This window comes from Dielma fastidiosa (assembly GCF_003475485.1).
GTDB lineage: Bacteria > Bacillota_I > Bacilli_A > Erysipelotrichales > Erysipelotrichaceae > Dielma > Dielma fastidiosa.
In genome coordinates, this window is sequence record NZ_QRQL01000004.1 from 125,465 (window position 1) to 142,067 (window position 16,603).

The following is a 16,603-nucleotide window of genomic DNA, read 5'->3' on the forward strand; positions in this document are numbered from 1 at the left end:
AATTAGTTAAATTAATCAATAATACCAGCCATACGCATCAACTCTTTAGCGTTGGTTGTTTTACACTGACCGTCCTTGATCTGATAGTCAAAATGAATTTCATTATTCTCGTAGGTTTCTGAGAAATGATAATTTGTTAAGGTTGGCAGTGCTGTGCATAATTCAAAGTCGTGGGTGGTCACGATTGTGATCAGCCATGGCTGATTCAGACGCTGAATCGCTTCCTTAGCACCAACAATACGGTCAGCGCTGTTGGTACCTTTAAATATCTCATCAATCAAAATTAAATTAAAGTTTTGTGTTTTACTGGCTTCCATAATATCTTTAATACGCAGGATTTCTGCATAGAATGTGGATATACCTTCTGATAATTCATCATGCAGACGCATTGATGAGATTACATGCATGGGTGTACAGCTGAAGCTTTTGGCACATACTTCACAGCCCATCAAGGCTAATACGGTATTAATGCCTACGCAGCGCATAAAGGTGGACTTACCGGACATATTGCTGCCGGTGATAATATTGCTGCCTTTAAGATTAAAATCATTAGCTACTACCTTATCCGGATCAATCAGCGGATGGGCACATGCCTGCGCGTCAATGCTTGGAAGCTCTTCGTTATGTACTAACGGTGTGCATGTATCGCGCACTGCAGCTAGAATTGAACAAGATACTAAAGCTTCCATTTCACCGGCTGTTTCAAGCCATTGCTCCAGCTTATCTCCATATTTATTTTTCCAGCGTTCCAAAATATACAGGCACTGCAGATCAATCATAAACAAACCGTTAAAAGCAAGGTAGAGGATAGGGTTATTACGCAATGAAAATAATGATAGGATAATGTCTAAACGCTGACAGGCAGAGCTTGCGGAACCATTGCTATTTAAAATTTGCTGAATCCCTTTCAGGCGCTCGCTTTTAAACTCTGCGGCTTCTATGCATTTGAATAATTCCATAGATGCCGATATCTGATCCTTTAATTGACCATAACCATCAATTTTTTCACCGCTGCGTAAAGAGATGCCGATGGATAAGAATAATTGAATAAAGAAGGCAAGGGCAAATACAATGCCGGGCAGTTTATCAAATGCCGCCAGTAAACCAATTAAAAGTAATAATAACGGCATCAGACATAAAAATGGTAAATACTTATAGGAAGTATATTGTTTAAAACTATTTAATCGATCTTTAGTGGCCTGACAGTCAGTTCCGTTTTGGATCTTTTGATTAATTAATAATTTTTGAAATTGTATGGAAAATTCATGATTGCTTAATTCAGAAACCGCAGCCTGCTGTCCAGCTAGTTGATACAGCGGTAATTTTCCGCATAGTATGTCATAAAATGCCTGTTTGCCAAAGCATGTACGGGCAATCGATATCAATTGATAAAGGGAAGCTTTGCCTATTAAATCAAGATCCAGCAAGGTAGCATCCGCATCTTTAATAAATTCATCACCCTTTTCAGGGAAATTTCGCCAGCCGCCGTGTATACGGTCTAAATATTGCCGGCATACAAGAATTTCATGCTCACAGTCTTTTATTTTAGCTTTAATCTTGCCATGTCCCATCACTGCGAAGATAAAAGCAATCAAAGCGGCTAATGCCAGCCAGCCGCCTATGCTTTGCCCCATATTACCAGCCATCACGATACCGGCAAGTATCACAATGAAAAAACTAAAACGCAGGATCGAGTAAAACCCTGACTTTTTCTTCAAGGTTACCAAGTAATTTTCCAATCGTTTTATTCGATATAACCACTTAGATTCATCAATCATAAAATCTTCCTTTCCGCAAAAAGCGATATGTTGTCATATCGCTTACTTTGTTTCATCTAAATATTGTTTCATTCTGGCTGCTAAACCTTTACATTTATCAATGCTCAGACTGCACACCGCAACGCGGATACCGTGATTTACCTTTACGGTAAATATGTTATTTGCCAGCAGCAGCTCATGATAACGGTCACGGCGGTCATTATCCTCAATCTGTATTGTTACAAAGAAACCTTCCTTATATGGATAACATGGCAGAGAGCATGCTTCAGCTTCAGTTTTAAAGATTTCACTGCGCTGTTTAAGATAATCAATATAAACAGCTTTTTCATTCATGAAATCATCATAATGCTCAGTTGTAACCTGATAGAAGTTATCCATTGCCGCGTTAGGAATATTACTCCAGATAGCACGGGCTGATTTTTCAAAAACTATTTCTGCCTGACGTACACTCTCAGCACTTTGTGCCAACAGAATAGCCGCACCGCAGCGCAGACCATAAGAAGTCATCGTTTTAGAACAGCTGAATGCCACTACTACCATGACTTGTTCTGAAATGTTATTAAAAGCTTCCATATACTTTCTTGAATTCTCTAAATCATAGGCATAATCAATATAGGCAATATCATTCAGGATTACACAAGGTACCTGTTTGCTGCATTCATTCATAAAGGCAATAACTTCATCCCATTCACCGCGTGTCATTGTATAACCGGTAGGATTGTGACATGGATCATTGATTACGACACAAATGCGGTTTTGATCATTAATCACACTCAATACAGTTTCCTTGAAAGACGTAAGATTAAATTTATCACCATCAAACATTTTATACTTTTTGGCCTTCAGCTGTTTGTCAGTTACCATTAAAGCGTAGGAACCCCAAGCAATATCCGGCAGAATTACTGTTTCTCCCGGTTCTAAGATATCGGAGAATGTCATGGATACCGCACCTGTACCGCCAGGTGTGGCAATGACACTGTGCGCCAGCTTTACATCAGCCGCGCCGATTGTCCATTCCGCTACTCGCTGACGAAAAGTAGGATTTCCCGTAAAACTGGAAGCATACGCGGCTTTAACTTCTTTTTTGATTTTATCATAATTATCAAAAACACTCTTAAAGGCTACCAGACTGCCAGCTTCATCGTAAAGTGATCCAATTGTCGCGTCAACGACCTGATCAGCGCCAAATTTAGCTTTTGCTTCCTTGGCTTTAGATACTACGGCAAATACGGTATCCTCAATCGGTGTCAGATTAGCACTGTTTTTTGTGAAATTCATACTGAACCCTCGCTTTCTTAATGGTTATATACACCAATTACTTTAAAATTAGAACTGCTGTTTCGGCATTCTTCAAGCATACTCTGCATCTTCTCATCTCGATAATGACCTTCAATTTCCATATAGAAATAATACTGCCAAGAAGCATCCTTTAAGGATCTTGATTTGATGTTTTCCATGTTGAAGCCATATTTTGCTACAATCTGCATGATTTTAGCTAACTGTCCGGATTCATGATGCACGGTAAATACAATTGAGAGATGATTGCCATCTTCCGGCAGTTCATTGCCGACAACGACAAATCGGGTTGTATTATCCTTGCTGGTGTTAATATTCTCCGCAAGGACTTCAAGGCCATATAATTCAGCTGTTTCAATAGAAGCTATCGCGGCTTTGCTTTTATCCTGACTCTCGCTGACAAATTTTGCCGCCAGCGCGGTATTCGCATAAGGTATTAGTTCATAATCAAAGTTCTTAAGAAAATCCTGACATTGGTTAATTGCCTGATCCTTGGAATATACCTGCTTAATATCACAGAGTGTCGCACCTTTTAAACCAAGCAGATTCTGATTGATTTTTAAATCATAAATGGATTGTATCACAACATCATACTTAAATAATAAATCTAATATTTCGCCGACTTCACCTGTATAGCTGTTTTCAAAAGGTAATACAGCTTTTGCTATCTCATGATTCAGCACACCTTTAACGGCCCCTTCAAAAGCAGCGTAGTTTTTCATTTTGCCATGCGGGAACAAACGCTGCGTCGCAATATGGGAGAATGCGCCAAGCACACCTTGATAGCCATATGTATCACAATTGACAATTGATTCCTGATAGCTTTTTGATATATCCATTACCGCCTGAATATATTCACGGTAATAGGGTTTCAGTTTTTCGTTCTGCATTTTAATACTATTTTTTTCAATCACCTCAGCCTCACGGTCAGGATCGAATATTTTCATATTATTCTTTAATTTATATTCAGCAACTTCTTCGACAGCTTTCATGCGCTGTTCAAACAGCTCACGCATCTGAACATCAATCGCATTGATTTTTTCTCTTGCCTTATCTAGTTGATTCAAGCGGGCACCCTCTTTCACTATCATCTATTTTATAACAAAATTGTTCCTTTGGATAGACGGAAAAACGTTTTCAGAAAAGAAATGTAAGCATTCAGGGAGATTGAAAGCAGTTTATCTGATACAAATTCATTTACTAAAAGCATTTTATTCATCGAATGGGGACAAAGCATTAATAGCCTTATGATTATTCAGAATATAGTGTTTTAACTGATCGAGGGTTGTGTTATGATACAGATAGCTTCTAGACTAAACAAATACATAAAGGATGTCATGGTTGAGAAGCAAGCAGGTTTAGTTAATTAATTTTAGATAAGATTGAATTTATTGCATATATAAAGGTAGAATATGTTACTGGCAATGATTTTAATTATAGATATGAAGAAGTGATTTCACTTGAAAGGAAAGAACATTATGAGTATTGGATTTTCATTTGAAACAAGTGTACATGATAAAAAGCAGGTCAAACAGATACTTTCTGAATTATGTAAGGAAAGAGAGCTTGGTTATGACGAAGATGAAAATAATTCCGGCATCCATTTCTGTCCGTTAGGTAATCTTTATGTGGAATTTATACAGGATGGAGATGAGTGGATATTTAAGGGTGATTGTCAGACGAATCTGGTAGGCGCCGGTTTTCATAAATACGCGATTGAGTTTATTGATGCATTTCAGGAACGTTTAGGGAAACACATGCTGATTGAGGATGATACAGAATATGAAGGACGCCGTGATTTTGAACGAATGCGCAAGGAACATTTTTATTCATGGCTTCAGAATATCATCGAGATCTGTCATGATTATGCGGGTGGTGATTATTCCAACCTCAGTATTTGCTGGGATATGAATCAGTATCAGCCAGCAGGCTGTGAGGGCTGTGTGCTGTCACCTTTTGGCCGCTTTAATATTAAAGAGCTTGTTTCAAGAGTTGCTCAAGAGGGCATTGGTTCTTTTGCGCAAGAATTCTTTATTTGGAATAATGAGGAGCAGGACGCGTATTTCTATCGTAACTGCGCGATGCATTTAATGTGGGAGAAATGTTATTACATGCCAAGTTCCCGCAGTGACGAGGATGCGATATTGAATACTTCAATTTTAGATTATCTTGAGCGGGCGATGACAATGAGCCATGAGATTCCGATTCCAATTAAGGATTATGAATATCTTTGCCGTTTAGATGAGCGGACACCGATGGATACCTCAAAACAGACTGTTTATTATTCGGAAACACCGATTGGTTACCGCAAGGGGTGGGTAACGATTCATTTTGGAAAGATTGATATTGATATGCCTGGTAATTTCCGCTATGAACGTGAAGCGGATGGTAATAATTTATGGTATGACGGAGCTTATCCTGACTGGAAGAATATGCGGGTGAGCGGTTATCTTATGAATGAGGGTGACGCTGATTTTGTCGGCCCGGTATTTGGTGAAGGCAGTGAGCCTTATACTGAAATTATCTGCGGTGAGGGAAGATGCCGTTATGTTATTCATGAAGCTGAAGAAGATGGCGAAAAATACTTTATGGGGATTGGTCAGATAATTTGTCAGAATGGTTTATATTTAATGACCTTATGTTTTAATAATGAAGAAGATAAGCCATGGGCAGAAGAGGTCTTTAGCCGTATCAAGGGAAAAAAGCAGGAAAAAGTTGAGGAAATGACTTATCCTGAAGAAAAAAAGCCTGAAATATTAAATTAAAGCTTTCTTTTTCAGTAATATAGGACTTCAATTCGTAAAGTGATACCTTGCCCCTGTGTTCCATCATTATAGACAGTGTCCATTTGAACAATCCCAGCTGTTTCATTTTCCTCGATATATATCTTATAATCTTGGAAGAGTCTTCCCTTGAGAAACTTTCGATTTTCACGTTTTTTGAATACTGCTTTTTTCTTAGAATGATAGGAAGGTTATTAAACTTATCGACAAGCATAAGTTACTTTATAAAAAAGAATAAAATGGCTATAATATGTATAGGATAGGAATAGGTATTTGAAGTAGAGAATGTGCTGCTACGCACCGTAAGGTCAAAAGAAATGTGGAATTGGCACTTCCACCAAATACCTTATTCATCTAAACACCGTTCAATTAGGCGGTGTTTTTCTTTACCTTGAAGGAAGGTGATGAGGTGTGTGACCATGCCTATATAAAAACGGTTGATAAGACCTATTATGACCATGAATTAAAATGCAGGATTATCATTGAGGAGAGTACCTGCTTTTTTTGTGGCCGAAAAGAAAGTAGATTAACTATTAGAAGTAAAGTGCTCGGGTGCGACTCCAATACCGACAGGTAGAAAGTAGTGACATTGAAATACAGGAAGGAACAGCGCCGCGAGAAAGGCAGCTGGGTGTCATTGATAAAATGTGGGGTAAATACTAAAATGAATATAACAGATATTATAGAAGAAGCACATCAAGCTTCGTTAATATATAATAATTTAATTGGAAAAACATATTTATATGTTTATAACAATAATCAGTATATAGAAATTATTTTTGAAAAAGATGAATTTAAACATTTAACAGGAATTAGTACAAAATTAAATCCTAAAGATTTTTTAAATTCACTCCCAATAAACCAAAAGATTTATGTAGATTAGGGCTTATCTGTCACAGCCCCATTTATTTTGAACTTAAAGAGAATATATCTCATTAAGTTACTTTACGAATTGAAGTAATATTGGATTGAATGTTTGTGTTCATAGTCTGGTTTGTGATAAAATAATAAATGGTGAAAAATATGAGTGCTATAAAATTTGAAATAACCCATGTATGTAAACAGTCAGGTGCCCGCTGCGGTATCCTGCATACTCCGCATGGTGATGTAGAAACACCGATGTTCATGCCGGTAGGAACATTGGCAACAGTAAAATATGTATCTCCGGAAGAATTAAAGGCAATTGGTGCCGGTGTGATTTTGTCTAATACATATCACCTATGGCTGCGTCCTGGTGAGGATATTGTGGCGGAAGCCGGCGGTGTTCAGAAATTTATGAATTATAACGGGCCGATGCTTACTGACAGCGGTGGTTTTCAGGTGTTCTCGCTTGCGGATTCAAGAAAGATACACGAAGAAGGGGTAACTTTTAAGAGTCATCTGGATGGTTCAACTTTGTTTTTAAGTCCTGAAAAATCAATTCAGATTCAAAATAAAATCGGTGCTGATTTCATCATGAGTTTTGATGAATGCGCGCCATATCCATCAACTTATGATTATATGAAGAACAGCGTTGAACGTACACTGCGTTGGGCAAAACGCGGTAAAGAGGCGCATCAGCGTCCTGAGGAACAGGCATTGTTTGGAATTGTGCAGGGCGGTGAATTTGAAGATCTGCGTAAATTATGCGCTGAAACATTGGCGGAGATGGATTTCCCCGGTTATTCAATCGGCGGTACGTCGGTTGGCGAATCAAAGGAAACGATGTATAAGATGATTGATTACAGTGTTAAATATCTGCCTTGGGAGAAACCGCGTTATTTGATGGGCGTTGGTTCTGTCGACGCGATTTTAGAGGGTATTGCCCGCAACGTTGATATGTTTGACTGTGTGCTGCCGACGCGTATCGCCCGTCATGGTACATTAATGACTTCACAGGGCCGAGTGAATATCAAACGGAAAGAATATGAGCGTGATTTTACACCGCTTGATCCGGAATGCGACTGCCCGACATGCCGCAATTATACGAAGGCTTATCTTCGCCATTTGAATAAATGCAATGAAGGCTTAGGCGCGCGGCTGATGTCAATTCATAATCTGCGTTTCCTGCTTAAATTGAGTGAAGATGCCCGCAAAGCGATCAAAGAAGACCGCTTCGGTGATTTTAAAGATGAAATGTTTAAAAAATATGGTTTAAACAGTGTAGATTCGAGGGGATTCTAATATGAAAACAAGTGAATTTGATTTTGATCTGCCTGAGGAACTGATTGCTCAGACGCCTTTAAAGGAACGGAGCGAATCGCGTCTTTTAGTTCTGCATCGTTCAACCGGTGAGATTGAACATCGTCATTTCTATGATTTATGTGACTATCTGAAACCCGGAGATGTCTTGGTGCGCAATAATACCCGTGTTATTCCCGCTCGTTTATTTGGGACTAAAGAAGAGACAAATGCTCATGTTGAACTATTGCTTTTGAAGCAGGAAGGCGATGTTTGGGAGTGCTTGGTCGGCAATGCCCGTGTTGTGAAAATGGGTACGGTGATCAGCTTTGGCGAGGGTGAGTTAAAGGCAGAATGTATTGGTATCGGTGAAAAAGGTCTGCGTACCTTTAAAATGATTTATGAGGGAATCTTCTATGAGATTCTTGACCATCTCGGTAATGTACCGCTGCCACCTTATATCAAGGAGAAGCTTGAAGATCCTGAACGTTATCAGACCGTTTATGCCAAGGTTAAAGGCTCCGCTGCGGCGCCGACGGCTGGGCTGCATTTCACTGACGCGCTGTTTGCGAAAATTAAAGCGATGGGTGTTGAGGTTGAAGATGTTACACTGCATGTTGGGCTTGGTACTTTCCGGCCAATGGATACGGAAGATGTGCTGGAGCATCACATGCATTCAGAATTTTATATGATGGATGCGGATACTGCACAGCGTTTAAATCAAGCGAAGTCAGAGGGCAGAAGAATCATCGCAATCGGTACGACAAGCTGCCGTACACTTGAGGCTATCATGCAGAAATATGGACAATTTCAGGCATGTGCTGAAGAGACTGATATTTTCATTTATCCCGGTTATGAGTTCAAAGCCATCGACGCGCTGATTACTAATTTCCATTTGCCAAAGTCCACACTGGTTATGCTGGTAAGTGCGCTGGCAAGCAAAGAATTAATTATGAAAGCATACCAAGAAGCCATTGATGAGAAATATCGTTTCTTCTCCTTTGGTGACAGTATGTTTATTGAATAATGAAAATTAATTATTATCAGCAGAGCGTTGATGAACTTGAAGCTATAAAGCGGGATAACTTGCATCCAAAACTGCTGCTGCACGCATGCTGTGCGCCATGCAGTGCCTTCCCGCTTGAGTTCTTATGTCCTTATTTTGATATCACTATTTATTATAATAATTCCAATATTTATCCGGAAAATGAATATGCGCGCCGTCTGCAGGAACTACGCCAGTATTTGAATACTTGGCGGGAAAAGACCGGTTATGAGGTAAAGCTGATTGTACCGCCTTATATGGGTGAGGCTTATACTGAAAAGATTGCTGTTTTGAAGGATGAACCGGAGGGCGGCAGCCGCTGTGTTATGTGTTATACGTTAAGAATGAATGAAGCTTATGCTTATGCAAGTGAGTATGCGTTTGACTATTTCACAACCGTAATGACGATATCACGGCAGAAAAACAGTCAGATATTGAATGATGTAGGCCGTAAGCTGTCAGTAAAATATCCTAATGTGAAGTATTTTTATTCAGATTTTAAAAAGAAGCGCGGGATTGACCGCGGACTGGAGCTGTCAAGAGAGAATAATCTGTATCGGCAGGATTACTGCGGATGTAAGTTCTCTTATGAGAAAAGACACGGGAATGATTAAATAAGGCTTTTTAGACAAGTATTGTTAAATTTTATTTTTTGTAAGCGTTGACAAGCAATAATAAACGTGCTAATCTTTATTCATAAAGATGGATTGTTACTGGTAATGCAGGCTATACCACATAAGAAACTTTTTAGGTTTTTTATGTTGTGGTGTAGCTTTTTTTTGTAGCAGGGAGGAACCTATGAAAGTAAATAAGGTCATTAACAACAATCTGGTGCGTTCTTTTGACGAAAAGGGCAATGAAGTACTTATTATGGGATGTGGACTGGGTTATAAGAAAAAAGCAGACGATGAGATCGATATGTCGATGGTCGAAAAGATATATCGTATCACAGATGAAAACACAGCTCAGAAGCTGAGTGATCTGCTGCTTGAAATACCTCAGGAACATGTTCGTATCGCTAATCTCATTATTGATTATGCCAAACAGACATTAGATAAGGAGTTAAGTGATAACATCTATATTTCAATTACTGACCATATCAGTTTTGCGCTAGAAAGAATGGAAAAAGGCATGCCGCTTAAAAACGCACTCTTATGGGAAATAAAGAAATATTACCACAGTGAGTACAGCATCGGACTTGAGTCATTGGCCATTATTAAGCGTGAGTTAGGTGTTGAACTGCCTGAAGATGAAGCCGGTTATATTGCAATCCATCTTGTAGAAGCCAGTGTGAATGTGGAGGATTCAAGCTATGTAAGTGAAACTGTTACAATGATTCAAGCAATTCTTTCAATCATTAAGTTCCACTTTCAGATTAATCTTGATGAGAATTCTTTGGCTTTTGATCGGTTTATGGTTCACCTAAAATTCTTTATTGAAAGAGTTTTAAAGAATCAGGCATTTGCGGAAGATGAAAAACTATATGAAACTTTAAAGGATCACTTTAATGAAGAGTTCAAATGCTGCGGGAAGATTAAACGTTATTTCCTCCAGCAGAAAGGAATTAATATTCCAGATACTGAATTACTTTATTTAGCGATTCACATAAAACGTATATTAAACAACAAATAAAAGGAGAATTAAAATGGATTATGATAAAATAGCCAGCATTATACTGAAGCATGTTGGCGGTGAAAAAAATATATCCCATGTGGGTCATTGTGCTACCCGTCTGCGTTTTAATCTTATTGATGAAGCAACAGCAGATACTGAAGCACTGAAAAATACTGAAGGGGTTGTCGGTGTTGTATCAAAAGGAGGACAATATCAGGTTATTATTGGTTCAGATGTCCCACAGGTGTATCAGCATTTAATCAAAATGATTGATCTGAATGAAATGGATAAGAAACCAGAAAAGAAAAATGGTAATAAAATTAATAATATTATCGATACGATAGCTGGCATTTTTACACCTATCCTGCCACCGCTGACGGCTGCCGGTATGCTTAAGGCTGTGCTGGCATTATTAGTTGCATTTAAGTGGGTAGATAATCAGGCTTCTACCTATCAGGTGATTAACTTCATGGCAGATGCTACCTTCTATTTCCTGCCGGTGTTACTCGCTAACTCAGCGGCAAAGAAGTTTGGCTGCAATCAATATCTGGCAATGATGCTGGGTGCTATGCTGATTCATCCTAACTTTATAAGTATGGTAGCGACCTCAAAAGAAGTTGGTGAAGCTATTACAGTCTTTGGTCTGCCAATTTATAACGCTTCTTATACCTCATCAGTAATTCCCATTATTTTAGGTGTATGGCTGATGTCCGTCGTTGAGCCTTTTGCGGATAAGATATCACCTAAAGCGATTAAATACTTCACAGGACCATTAATCACGATTTTGATTACCGGTATTGCTACCTTGGTTGTGTTAGGTCCTTTAGGCTATATTATCAGTACCTTTATTGCTGCCGGTATCAATACTCTTAACAGCTATGCTGGCTGGCTCGTTCCAACGCTGATGGGAACTTTCCTGCCATTCTTAGTTATGACGGGCACACATCATGCAATTACGCCAATCGGTATTAATAATCGTATGACTATGGGTTTTGATACAATCATATATCCAGGTCAGCTGGCAAGCAATGTTGCTCAGGGAGCCGCTGCTTTAGCCGTATCTGTGAAAACAAAGAATTCAGAATTGAAACAGCTGACATCAGCAACCGGTATTACTGCTGTCTGCGGCATTACTGAACCAGTATTGTTTGGTGTTACTATGAAGATCCGTACAAACCTGATTGCGGCAATGGCAGGCGGCTGTGCCGGCGGCTTATTTATGGGACTATTAAACATTAAGAATTTCTCAGGCGGTTCACCAGGTCTGCTTACATTACCTAGCTATATCGGTATTGATGCGCCCATGTCAAATTTTTATCTGGCATGTGCCGGTGCGGCGATAGCATTTGCAGTTAGTTTCATTGTATCATTTGTGTTATTTAAAGATAAAGATATGGAGACAAAGAAAGAAACCGCAGTACAATCAGCAAGCAGACAATCAGTCCTGCATTCACCGCTGAAAGGTAAATGTATTGCCTTAAATGAAGTGAATGATCCTACTTTTGCGAATGAATTAATAGGTAAAGGAATCGCTATACTGCCTGATGAGGGTAAATTATATGCGCCGGCTGACGGTACTGTCAAGACAGTCTTTGCGACTAAACATGCAATTACGATGACTTCTGAAGAGGGAGCGGATTTGATTCTACATGTCGGTTTAGATACGGTAAAGCTTGATGGAAAATACTTCAATGTTTTGGTTAAAGATGGTGATCATGTAAAAGCAGGAGATTTGTTGATGGAATTTGACATAACTGCGATCAAAAACGAGGGTTATGATGTGGTAACACCGATGGTAGTCGCAAATTATGATCAATATGAATTTACTTGCGAGAAGAATAAAGCGGTCACCGTCGATGATACGGTAATGATCTTGAAGGAGGTGTAATATGCGGTTTCCAGAAAAATTCTTATGGGGCGGCGCAACAGCGGCCAATCAATGCGAAGGTGCTTATAATGAGGATGGAAAAGGCTTATCAATTCAGGATGTACTGCCAAAGGGCTTTAAACTGATTACCGATGAGCCGACAGCAGATAACCTAAAGCTTAAGGGCATCGATTATTATCATCGCTTTAAAGAAGATATTCACTTATTTGCGGAAATGGGCTTTAAAGTCTATCGATTTTCAATAGCTTGGTCAAGAATTTATCCAACTGGTGAAGAGGAACAGCCAAATGAAGCCGGACTGCGTTTCTATGATGAAGTAATCGATGAATGCTTGAAATATGGTATTGAACCATTGGTAACTATTTCTCATTATGAAACACCGCTCGCACTTGCTAAAAAATATAACGGCTGGGCAGACCGTCGGCTGATTGATTTATATGTCAAATACTGCAGGACATTATTTGAACGTTATAAGAAAAAGGTTAAATATTGGATAACCTTTAATGAAATTAATTCGATAATTCATCAGCCGTTTATGAGCGGCGCTATACTGACACCGAAGGAACAGCTGACTCAGCAGGATCTTTATCAGGCAATTCATCATGAATTAGTGGCGAGTGCAAGAGCGGTAAAGCTGGCGCATGAATTAATGCCGCAAGCAATGATCGGATGTATGATTCTGGCTGTGACAATTTATCCGCTGACACCTAATCCTGATGATATTATCGAGGTAATGAAGCTTGAAAGAAATACCTACTTATTTGCGGATGTGCAGGTCAGAGGTGAATATCCGGCTTATGCAAAGCGTATTTTTGAAGAGAACAATATTCATTTAAACATTACAAATCAGGATAAAGAGGATTTGAAAAATGTGGTTGACTTTGTATCATTTAGTTATTATTCAAGCAACTGTGCCAGTGCGGACCCAACCAAAGGTGAACCAACCGGCAGCAATATGACTACCAACTTAAAACGCAACCCATATTCAAAGGTAAGTGAATGGGGCTGGCAGATAGATCCGCAGGGGCTGCGCTATACGCTTAACCGTTTTTATGATCGATATCAAAAGCCTTTATTTATTGTTGAGAACGGTTTAGGAGCGAATGATGAATTGATCATGCAGGCAGATGGCAGCTATACCGTTGAAGATGATTATCGCATTCAATATATGAATGATCATTTGATTCAAGTTAGTGAAGCTATCAAAGATGGTGTGGATGTACTTGGCTATACAGCTTGGGGATGTATCGATTTAGTATCCTGTTCTACGGCTGAAATGAAGAAAAGATATGGTTTTATCTATGTAGATTTAGATAACGACGGCATCGGCAGTATGCAGCGCTATAAGAAAAAAAGCTTTGACTGGTATAAGAATGTCATCGCGACAAATGGTGAAAGTTTGATTGAATAAGCTAAATGAAGTACATTCCAAATCTTTCTAAAATATTGTCTGTTATTCATAATTATGGATAACAGCATTATCCATTAGCAGCTGATGAGAATAGAAATCTCATCCTGTTATGAGCTGGGTAATATTTTCATTGAGAAAATCAAATTCTATTTGACAATCGTAAGGGTTTACATTATAATAAAATCAAGTTAAAGGTTTGTGATTCAGAATTCTCTGAAGCTTGTCCTTGAATATATGGATATTTTCATATGTTTTAGGTTGCTAAGGAGAATTTTTTTGTTTTTAATAAAAGATTTCACATAGAAAGGGGATGGAATTCATGAAGGTAGTAAAAAATATCAATAATAATGTTTCTTTATGTTTAGATAGCAAAGGACGTGAAGTTATTGTATTTGGCAAGGGAATCGGTTTTGTAAAACCACCGTATGAACTTCCATTAAGTAAAATTGATCGGACTTTTTATAACATTAAAGATACTGATTTTTCAGTAATTAAAGAGATTCCGATTTCTATTATTCAAGCTGCGATTAGGATTGTGGATGAGGTTGAAGCACATTTGAATGTTACTTTAATGTCTACGGCAGCTCTATCATTAGCAGATCATATTAATTTTGCTATACAAAGGCTTGAGAAGAACATGAGGATAGGAATTTCAGTTCAGGAGGATGTAAAACAATTATATCCTGATGAAATGGAAGAGGCTTATCGAGCGTTAAAGATTATTCAAGAAGAAACAGGATATGAACTAGAACAAAATGAAGCAAGTATGATTGCTTTACATTTTATTAATAATCGTATTCAAACCACAAGTTCTGCGCCGAATTATAGTGAAGATATTATTACTGAATGTTTGACGATAATTCAAAATGAATATGGTATTAAAATAGATCGAAAGAATTTCAACTTTTCAAGATTTGCTACACATATTGACTATCTTTTAAAAAGATTATTAAAAAATGATCAAATTAATAGTAAGAATAAGACTATGTTTGAATCAATAAAAAAAGAGTATCCGAGTGCCTATTGCTGTGCATTGAATATTAATGGAATATTTAAAAATAAATTACAAATTGAATTAAATGATGAGGAAATGCTGTATCTGATGCTGCATATCAATCGTTTATGTGCAAGAGAACAGAGTGAATAAAGGGATTTCGCATGATCAACGGCCGAGATTATGCTTTCCATATATGAAGTAAACATAAAAGGAGGAATTGATTTATGGCGAAGAACTATGATTCACTTGCCAAACAAATATTAGAGCTCATTGGCGGCAGTGACAATGTCGTCAATGTGATGCATTGTTATACGAGATTAAGAATCAACTTTAAAGATGTCGGATTGGTAAATTTAGAGGAATTAAAGAAATTAAATGTAATTGGAGCGCAATTCTCAGGAGAGCAGCTTCAAATTGTTATTGGAAATGAAGTTCAGGAAGTTTATGAAGCGTTTATTAAAGTTTCCGGTGCAAAGCGTAATGATGTAATTGAAGAGAGATTAGATACTGATGATTTAAAGAAAAAAACTCATTCAGTGAAGGGTGTGCTGTCAGCTATTGTTGATGGTATAGTTGGCTGTATGGTGCCTATATTGCCAATGCTTGTAGCTTCTGGTCTTTTAAAAGCGATTGTATTAATTATTCAACAATTCGGTTTAGTGGGGGCTGATTCACCTACCTGCATTACTTTAACCTTTGTCGCTGATGCTGCCTTCTATTTTTTACCGGTAATTCTTGGTGGATTTGCTGCTAAAAAGTTTGGTGCTAATGTCGCATTAGGGGGTATGATTGGTGCTGCGCTGATTCATCCAACCTTTGTATCAATGGTTGGCGAAGGCGCATCAATGAGTGTGTTTGGTTTGCCGATTTACTCCGCAGGATACAGTAGTACGGTAGTTCCGGTTATCCTGTCAGTCTGGGTTATGAGCTATGTAGAAAAATTTATCTCCAAATACTCACCAAAATCGCTGCGTTCTTTAATCGAACCAGTATTCACGATTTTGATTATGATACCCTTAACATTCTGTCTGTTAGCTCCACTTGGGGCAATGTTCTCTGATGGCTTTGCAAGCGCATTGACATGGTTCTACAATGTGTTTGGCTTGCTTGCTGTAGCGGTTTTCTGTGCCATTATTCCATGGATTGTTATGCTGGGAATGCATGTTGGAACAGTACCAATTTCAATTGCTACAATTGCTGCTACTGGTATGGATAAATTAATGATGCCTGCCTTCTTAATTTCTAATTTTACTCAAGGCGCTGCATGTCTTGCGGTGGGATTCAAAGCGAAGACGACAGAATTGAAATCACTAGCTTTCTCGAGCGCATTTTCTAGTATTATTCCTGGTATCTCAGAACCAGGCATGTATGGAGTAACTTTACGTTTTAAAACACCAATGTGGGGTGCTATGATTGGCGCCGCAGCAGGCGGCTTATATTTTGGTTTTACAAATGTCGGCGCTATGTCATTTCTTCCTCCTAATATATTTGCTTTAGCAGGATATGTGGGAGAGGGAGCATATGCTGGCAACCTGATGAATGCAATTATTGGTATTTGTATTGGTATGATTGTTGCTTTTATTGCAACAATGATGTTATTTAAACCACAAAATGAACAGGAGGAAAAATAA

At 38.5% G+C, this 16,603-nt stretch carries 13 protein-coding genes; 10 read left to right on the plus strand and 3 right to left on the minus strand.

Annotation, left to right across the window (positions count from 1 at the left end; all coding sequences use genetic code 11):
- Positions 1-11: 11 nt before the first annotated feature.
- The 3 genes from DWZ33_RS10170 to DWZ33_RS10180 are packed head-to-tail and all read right to left on the minus strand — an operon-like array spanning position 12 to position 4,141.
- Complete coding sequence (locus DWZ33_RS10170; protein ID WP_118454739.1) at positions 12-1,778, minus strand: MutS-related protein; 1,767 nt, start codon at positions 1,776-1,778, stop codon at positions 12-14.
- A 42-nt stretch (positions 1,779-1,820) separates the two neighbouring features.
- Positions 1,821-3,056, minus strand: coding sequence for a pyridoxal phosphate-dependent aminotransferase (locus DWZ33_RS10175; protein WP_118454740.1), 1,236 nt, complete (start codon positions 3,054-3,056; stop codon positions 1,821-1,823).
- Positions 3,057-3,073: 17 nt separating this feature from the next.
- Positions 3,074-4,141 (minus strand): bifunctional chorismate mutase/prephenate dehydratase, encoded by a 1,068-nt coding sequence (locus DWZ33_RS10180; protein WP_022938776.1) that lies wholly within the window; start codon positions 4,139-4,141, stop codon positions 3,074-3,076.
- Positions 4,142-4,552: 411 nt separating this feature from the next.
- On the opposite strand from DWZ33_RS10180, the gene DWZ33_RS10185 reads away from it, so the two are divergent.
- The 10 genes from DWZ33_RS10185 to DWZ33_RS10230 all read left to right on the plus strand — a co-directional run bounded on the left by DWZ33_RS10185 (position 4,553) and on the right by DWZ33_RS10230 (position 16,603).
- Positions 4,553-5,839, plus strand: a complete 1,287-nt coding sequence (locus DWZ33_RS10185) for a hypothetical protein (RefSeq protein WP_118454741.1) — start codon at positions 4,553-4,555, stop codon at positions 5,837-5,839.
- A gap of 682 nt (positions 5,840-6,521) precedes the next feature.
- A complete protein-coding gene (locus tag DWZ33_RS10190) occupies positions 6,522-6,740 on the plus strand; it encodes a PBECR4 domain-containing protein (RefSeq protein ID WP_147352885.1) in 219 nt (72 codons plus the stop codon).
- A 140-nt stretch (positions 6,741-6,880) separates the two neighbouring features.
- Positions 6,881-8,020 (plus strand): tRNA guanosine(34) transglycosylase Tgt, encoded by a 1,140-nt coding sequence (gene tgt / locus DWZ33_RS10195; protein WP_022938774.1) that lies wholly within the window; start codon positions 6,881-6,883, stop codon positions 8,018-8,020.
- A gap of 1 nt (position 8,021) precedes the next feature.
- A complete protein-coding gene (queA, locus tag DWZ33_RS10200) occupies positions 8,022-9,044 on the plus strand; it encodes a tRNA preQ1(34) S-adenosylmethionine ribosyltransferase-isomerase QueA (protein WP_022938773.1) in 1,023 nt (340 codons plus the stop codon).
- On the plus strand, positions 9,044-9,676 hold the full coding sequence (locus DWZ33_RS10205) for an epoxyqueuosine reductase QueH (RefSeq protein ID WP_118454743.1): 633 nt from the start codon (positions 9,044-9,046) through the stop codon (positions 9,674-9,676). Before queA ends, DWZ33_RS10205 begins: the two co-directional genes overlap by 1 nt.
- A gap of 184 nt (positions 9,677-9,860) precedes the next feature.
- Entirely contained in the window at positions 9,861-10,694 is an 834-nt protein-coding gene (gene licT, locus DWZ33_RS10210; RefSeq protein ID WP_118454744.1) for a BglG family transcription antiterminator LicT, read from the plus strand.
- Positions 10,695-10,707: 13 nt separating this feature from the next.
- A complete protein-coding gene (locus DWZ33_RS10215) occupies positions 10,708-12,564 on the plus strand; it encodes a beta-glucoside-specific PTS transporter subunit IIABC (protein WP_118454745.1) in 1,857 nt (618 codons plus the stop codon).
- Between the two features lies 1 nt (position 12,565).
- The gene (locus DWZ33_RS10220; RefSeq protein WP_118454746.1) at positions 12,566-13,975 is read left to right on the plus strand and encodes a glycoside hydrolase family 1 protein; all 1,410 of its coding nucleotides are present in this window, start codon (positions 12,566-12,568) and stop codon (positions 13,973-13,975) included.
- Between the two features lie 319 nt (positions 13,976-14,294).
- Positions 14,295-15,122, plus strand: coding sequence for a PRD domain-containing protein (locus DWZ33_RS10225; protein WP_182425650.1), 828 nt, complete (start codon positions 14,295-14,297; stop codon positions 15,120-15,122).
- A 74-nt stretch (positions 15,123-15,196) separates the two neighbouring features.
- Positions 15,197-16,603, plus strand: coding sequence for a PTS transporter subunit EIIC (locus tag DWZ33_RS10230; protein ID WP_118454748.1), 1,407 nt, complete (start codon positions 15,197-15,199; stop codon positions 16,601-16,603).

What these genes read in the sequence shown, in the direction of transcription:
- DWZ33_RS10190 (WP_147352885.1), top strand. Translation starts at nt 6,522, where the DNA reads ATGAATATAACAGATATTATAGAAGAAGCACATCAAGCTTCGTTAATA.
- licT (WP_118454744.1), top strand. Translation starts at nt 9,861, where the DNA reads ATGAAAGTAAATAAGGTCATTAACAACAATCTGGTGCGTTCTTTTGAC.
- DWZ33_RS10220 (WP_118454746.1), top strand. Translation starts at nt 12,566, where the DNA reads ATGCGGTTTCCAGAAAAATTCTTATGGGGCGGCGCAACAGCGGCCAAT.
- tgt (WP_022938774.1), top strand. Translation starts at nt 6,881, where the DNA reads ATGAGTGCTATAAAATTTGAAATAACCCATGTATGTAAACAGTCAGGT.
- DWZ33_RS10230 (WP_118454748.1), top strand. Translation starts at nt 15,197, where the DNA reads ATGGCGAAGAACTATGATTCACTTGCCAAACAAATATTAGAGCTCATT.
- queA (WP_022938773.1), top strand. Translation starts at nt 8,022, where the DNA reads ATGAAAACAAGTGAATTTGATTTTGATCTGCCTGAGGAACTGATTGCT.
- DWZ33_RS10170 (WP_118454739.1), bottom strand. Translation starts at nt 1,778, where the DNA reads ATGATTGATGAATCTAAGTGGTTATATCGAATAAAACGATTGGAAAAT.
- DWZ33_RS10185 (WP_118454741.1), top strand. Translation starts at nt 4,553, where the DNA reads ATGAGTATTGGATTTTCATTTGAAACAAGTGTACATGATAAAAAGCAG.
- DWZ33_RS10225 (WP_182425650.1), top strand. Translation starts at nt 14,295, where the DNA reads ATGAAGGTAGTAAAAAATATCAATAATAATGTTTCTTTATGTTTAGAT.
- DWZ33_RS10215 (WP_118454745.1), top strand. Translation starts at nt 10,708, where the DNA reads ATGGATTATGATAAAATAGCCAGCATTATACTGAAGCATGTTGGCGGT.
- DWZ33_RS10175 (WP_118454740.1), bottom strand. Translation starts at nt 3,056, where the DNA reads ATGAATTTCACAAAAAACAGTGCTAATCTGACACCGATTGAGGATACC.
- DWZ33_RS10205 (WP_118454743.1), top strand. Translation starts at nt 9,044, where the DNA reads ATGAAAATTAATTATTATCAGCAGAGCGTTGATGAACTTGAAGCTATA.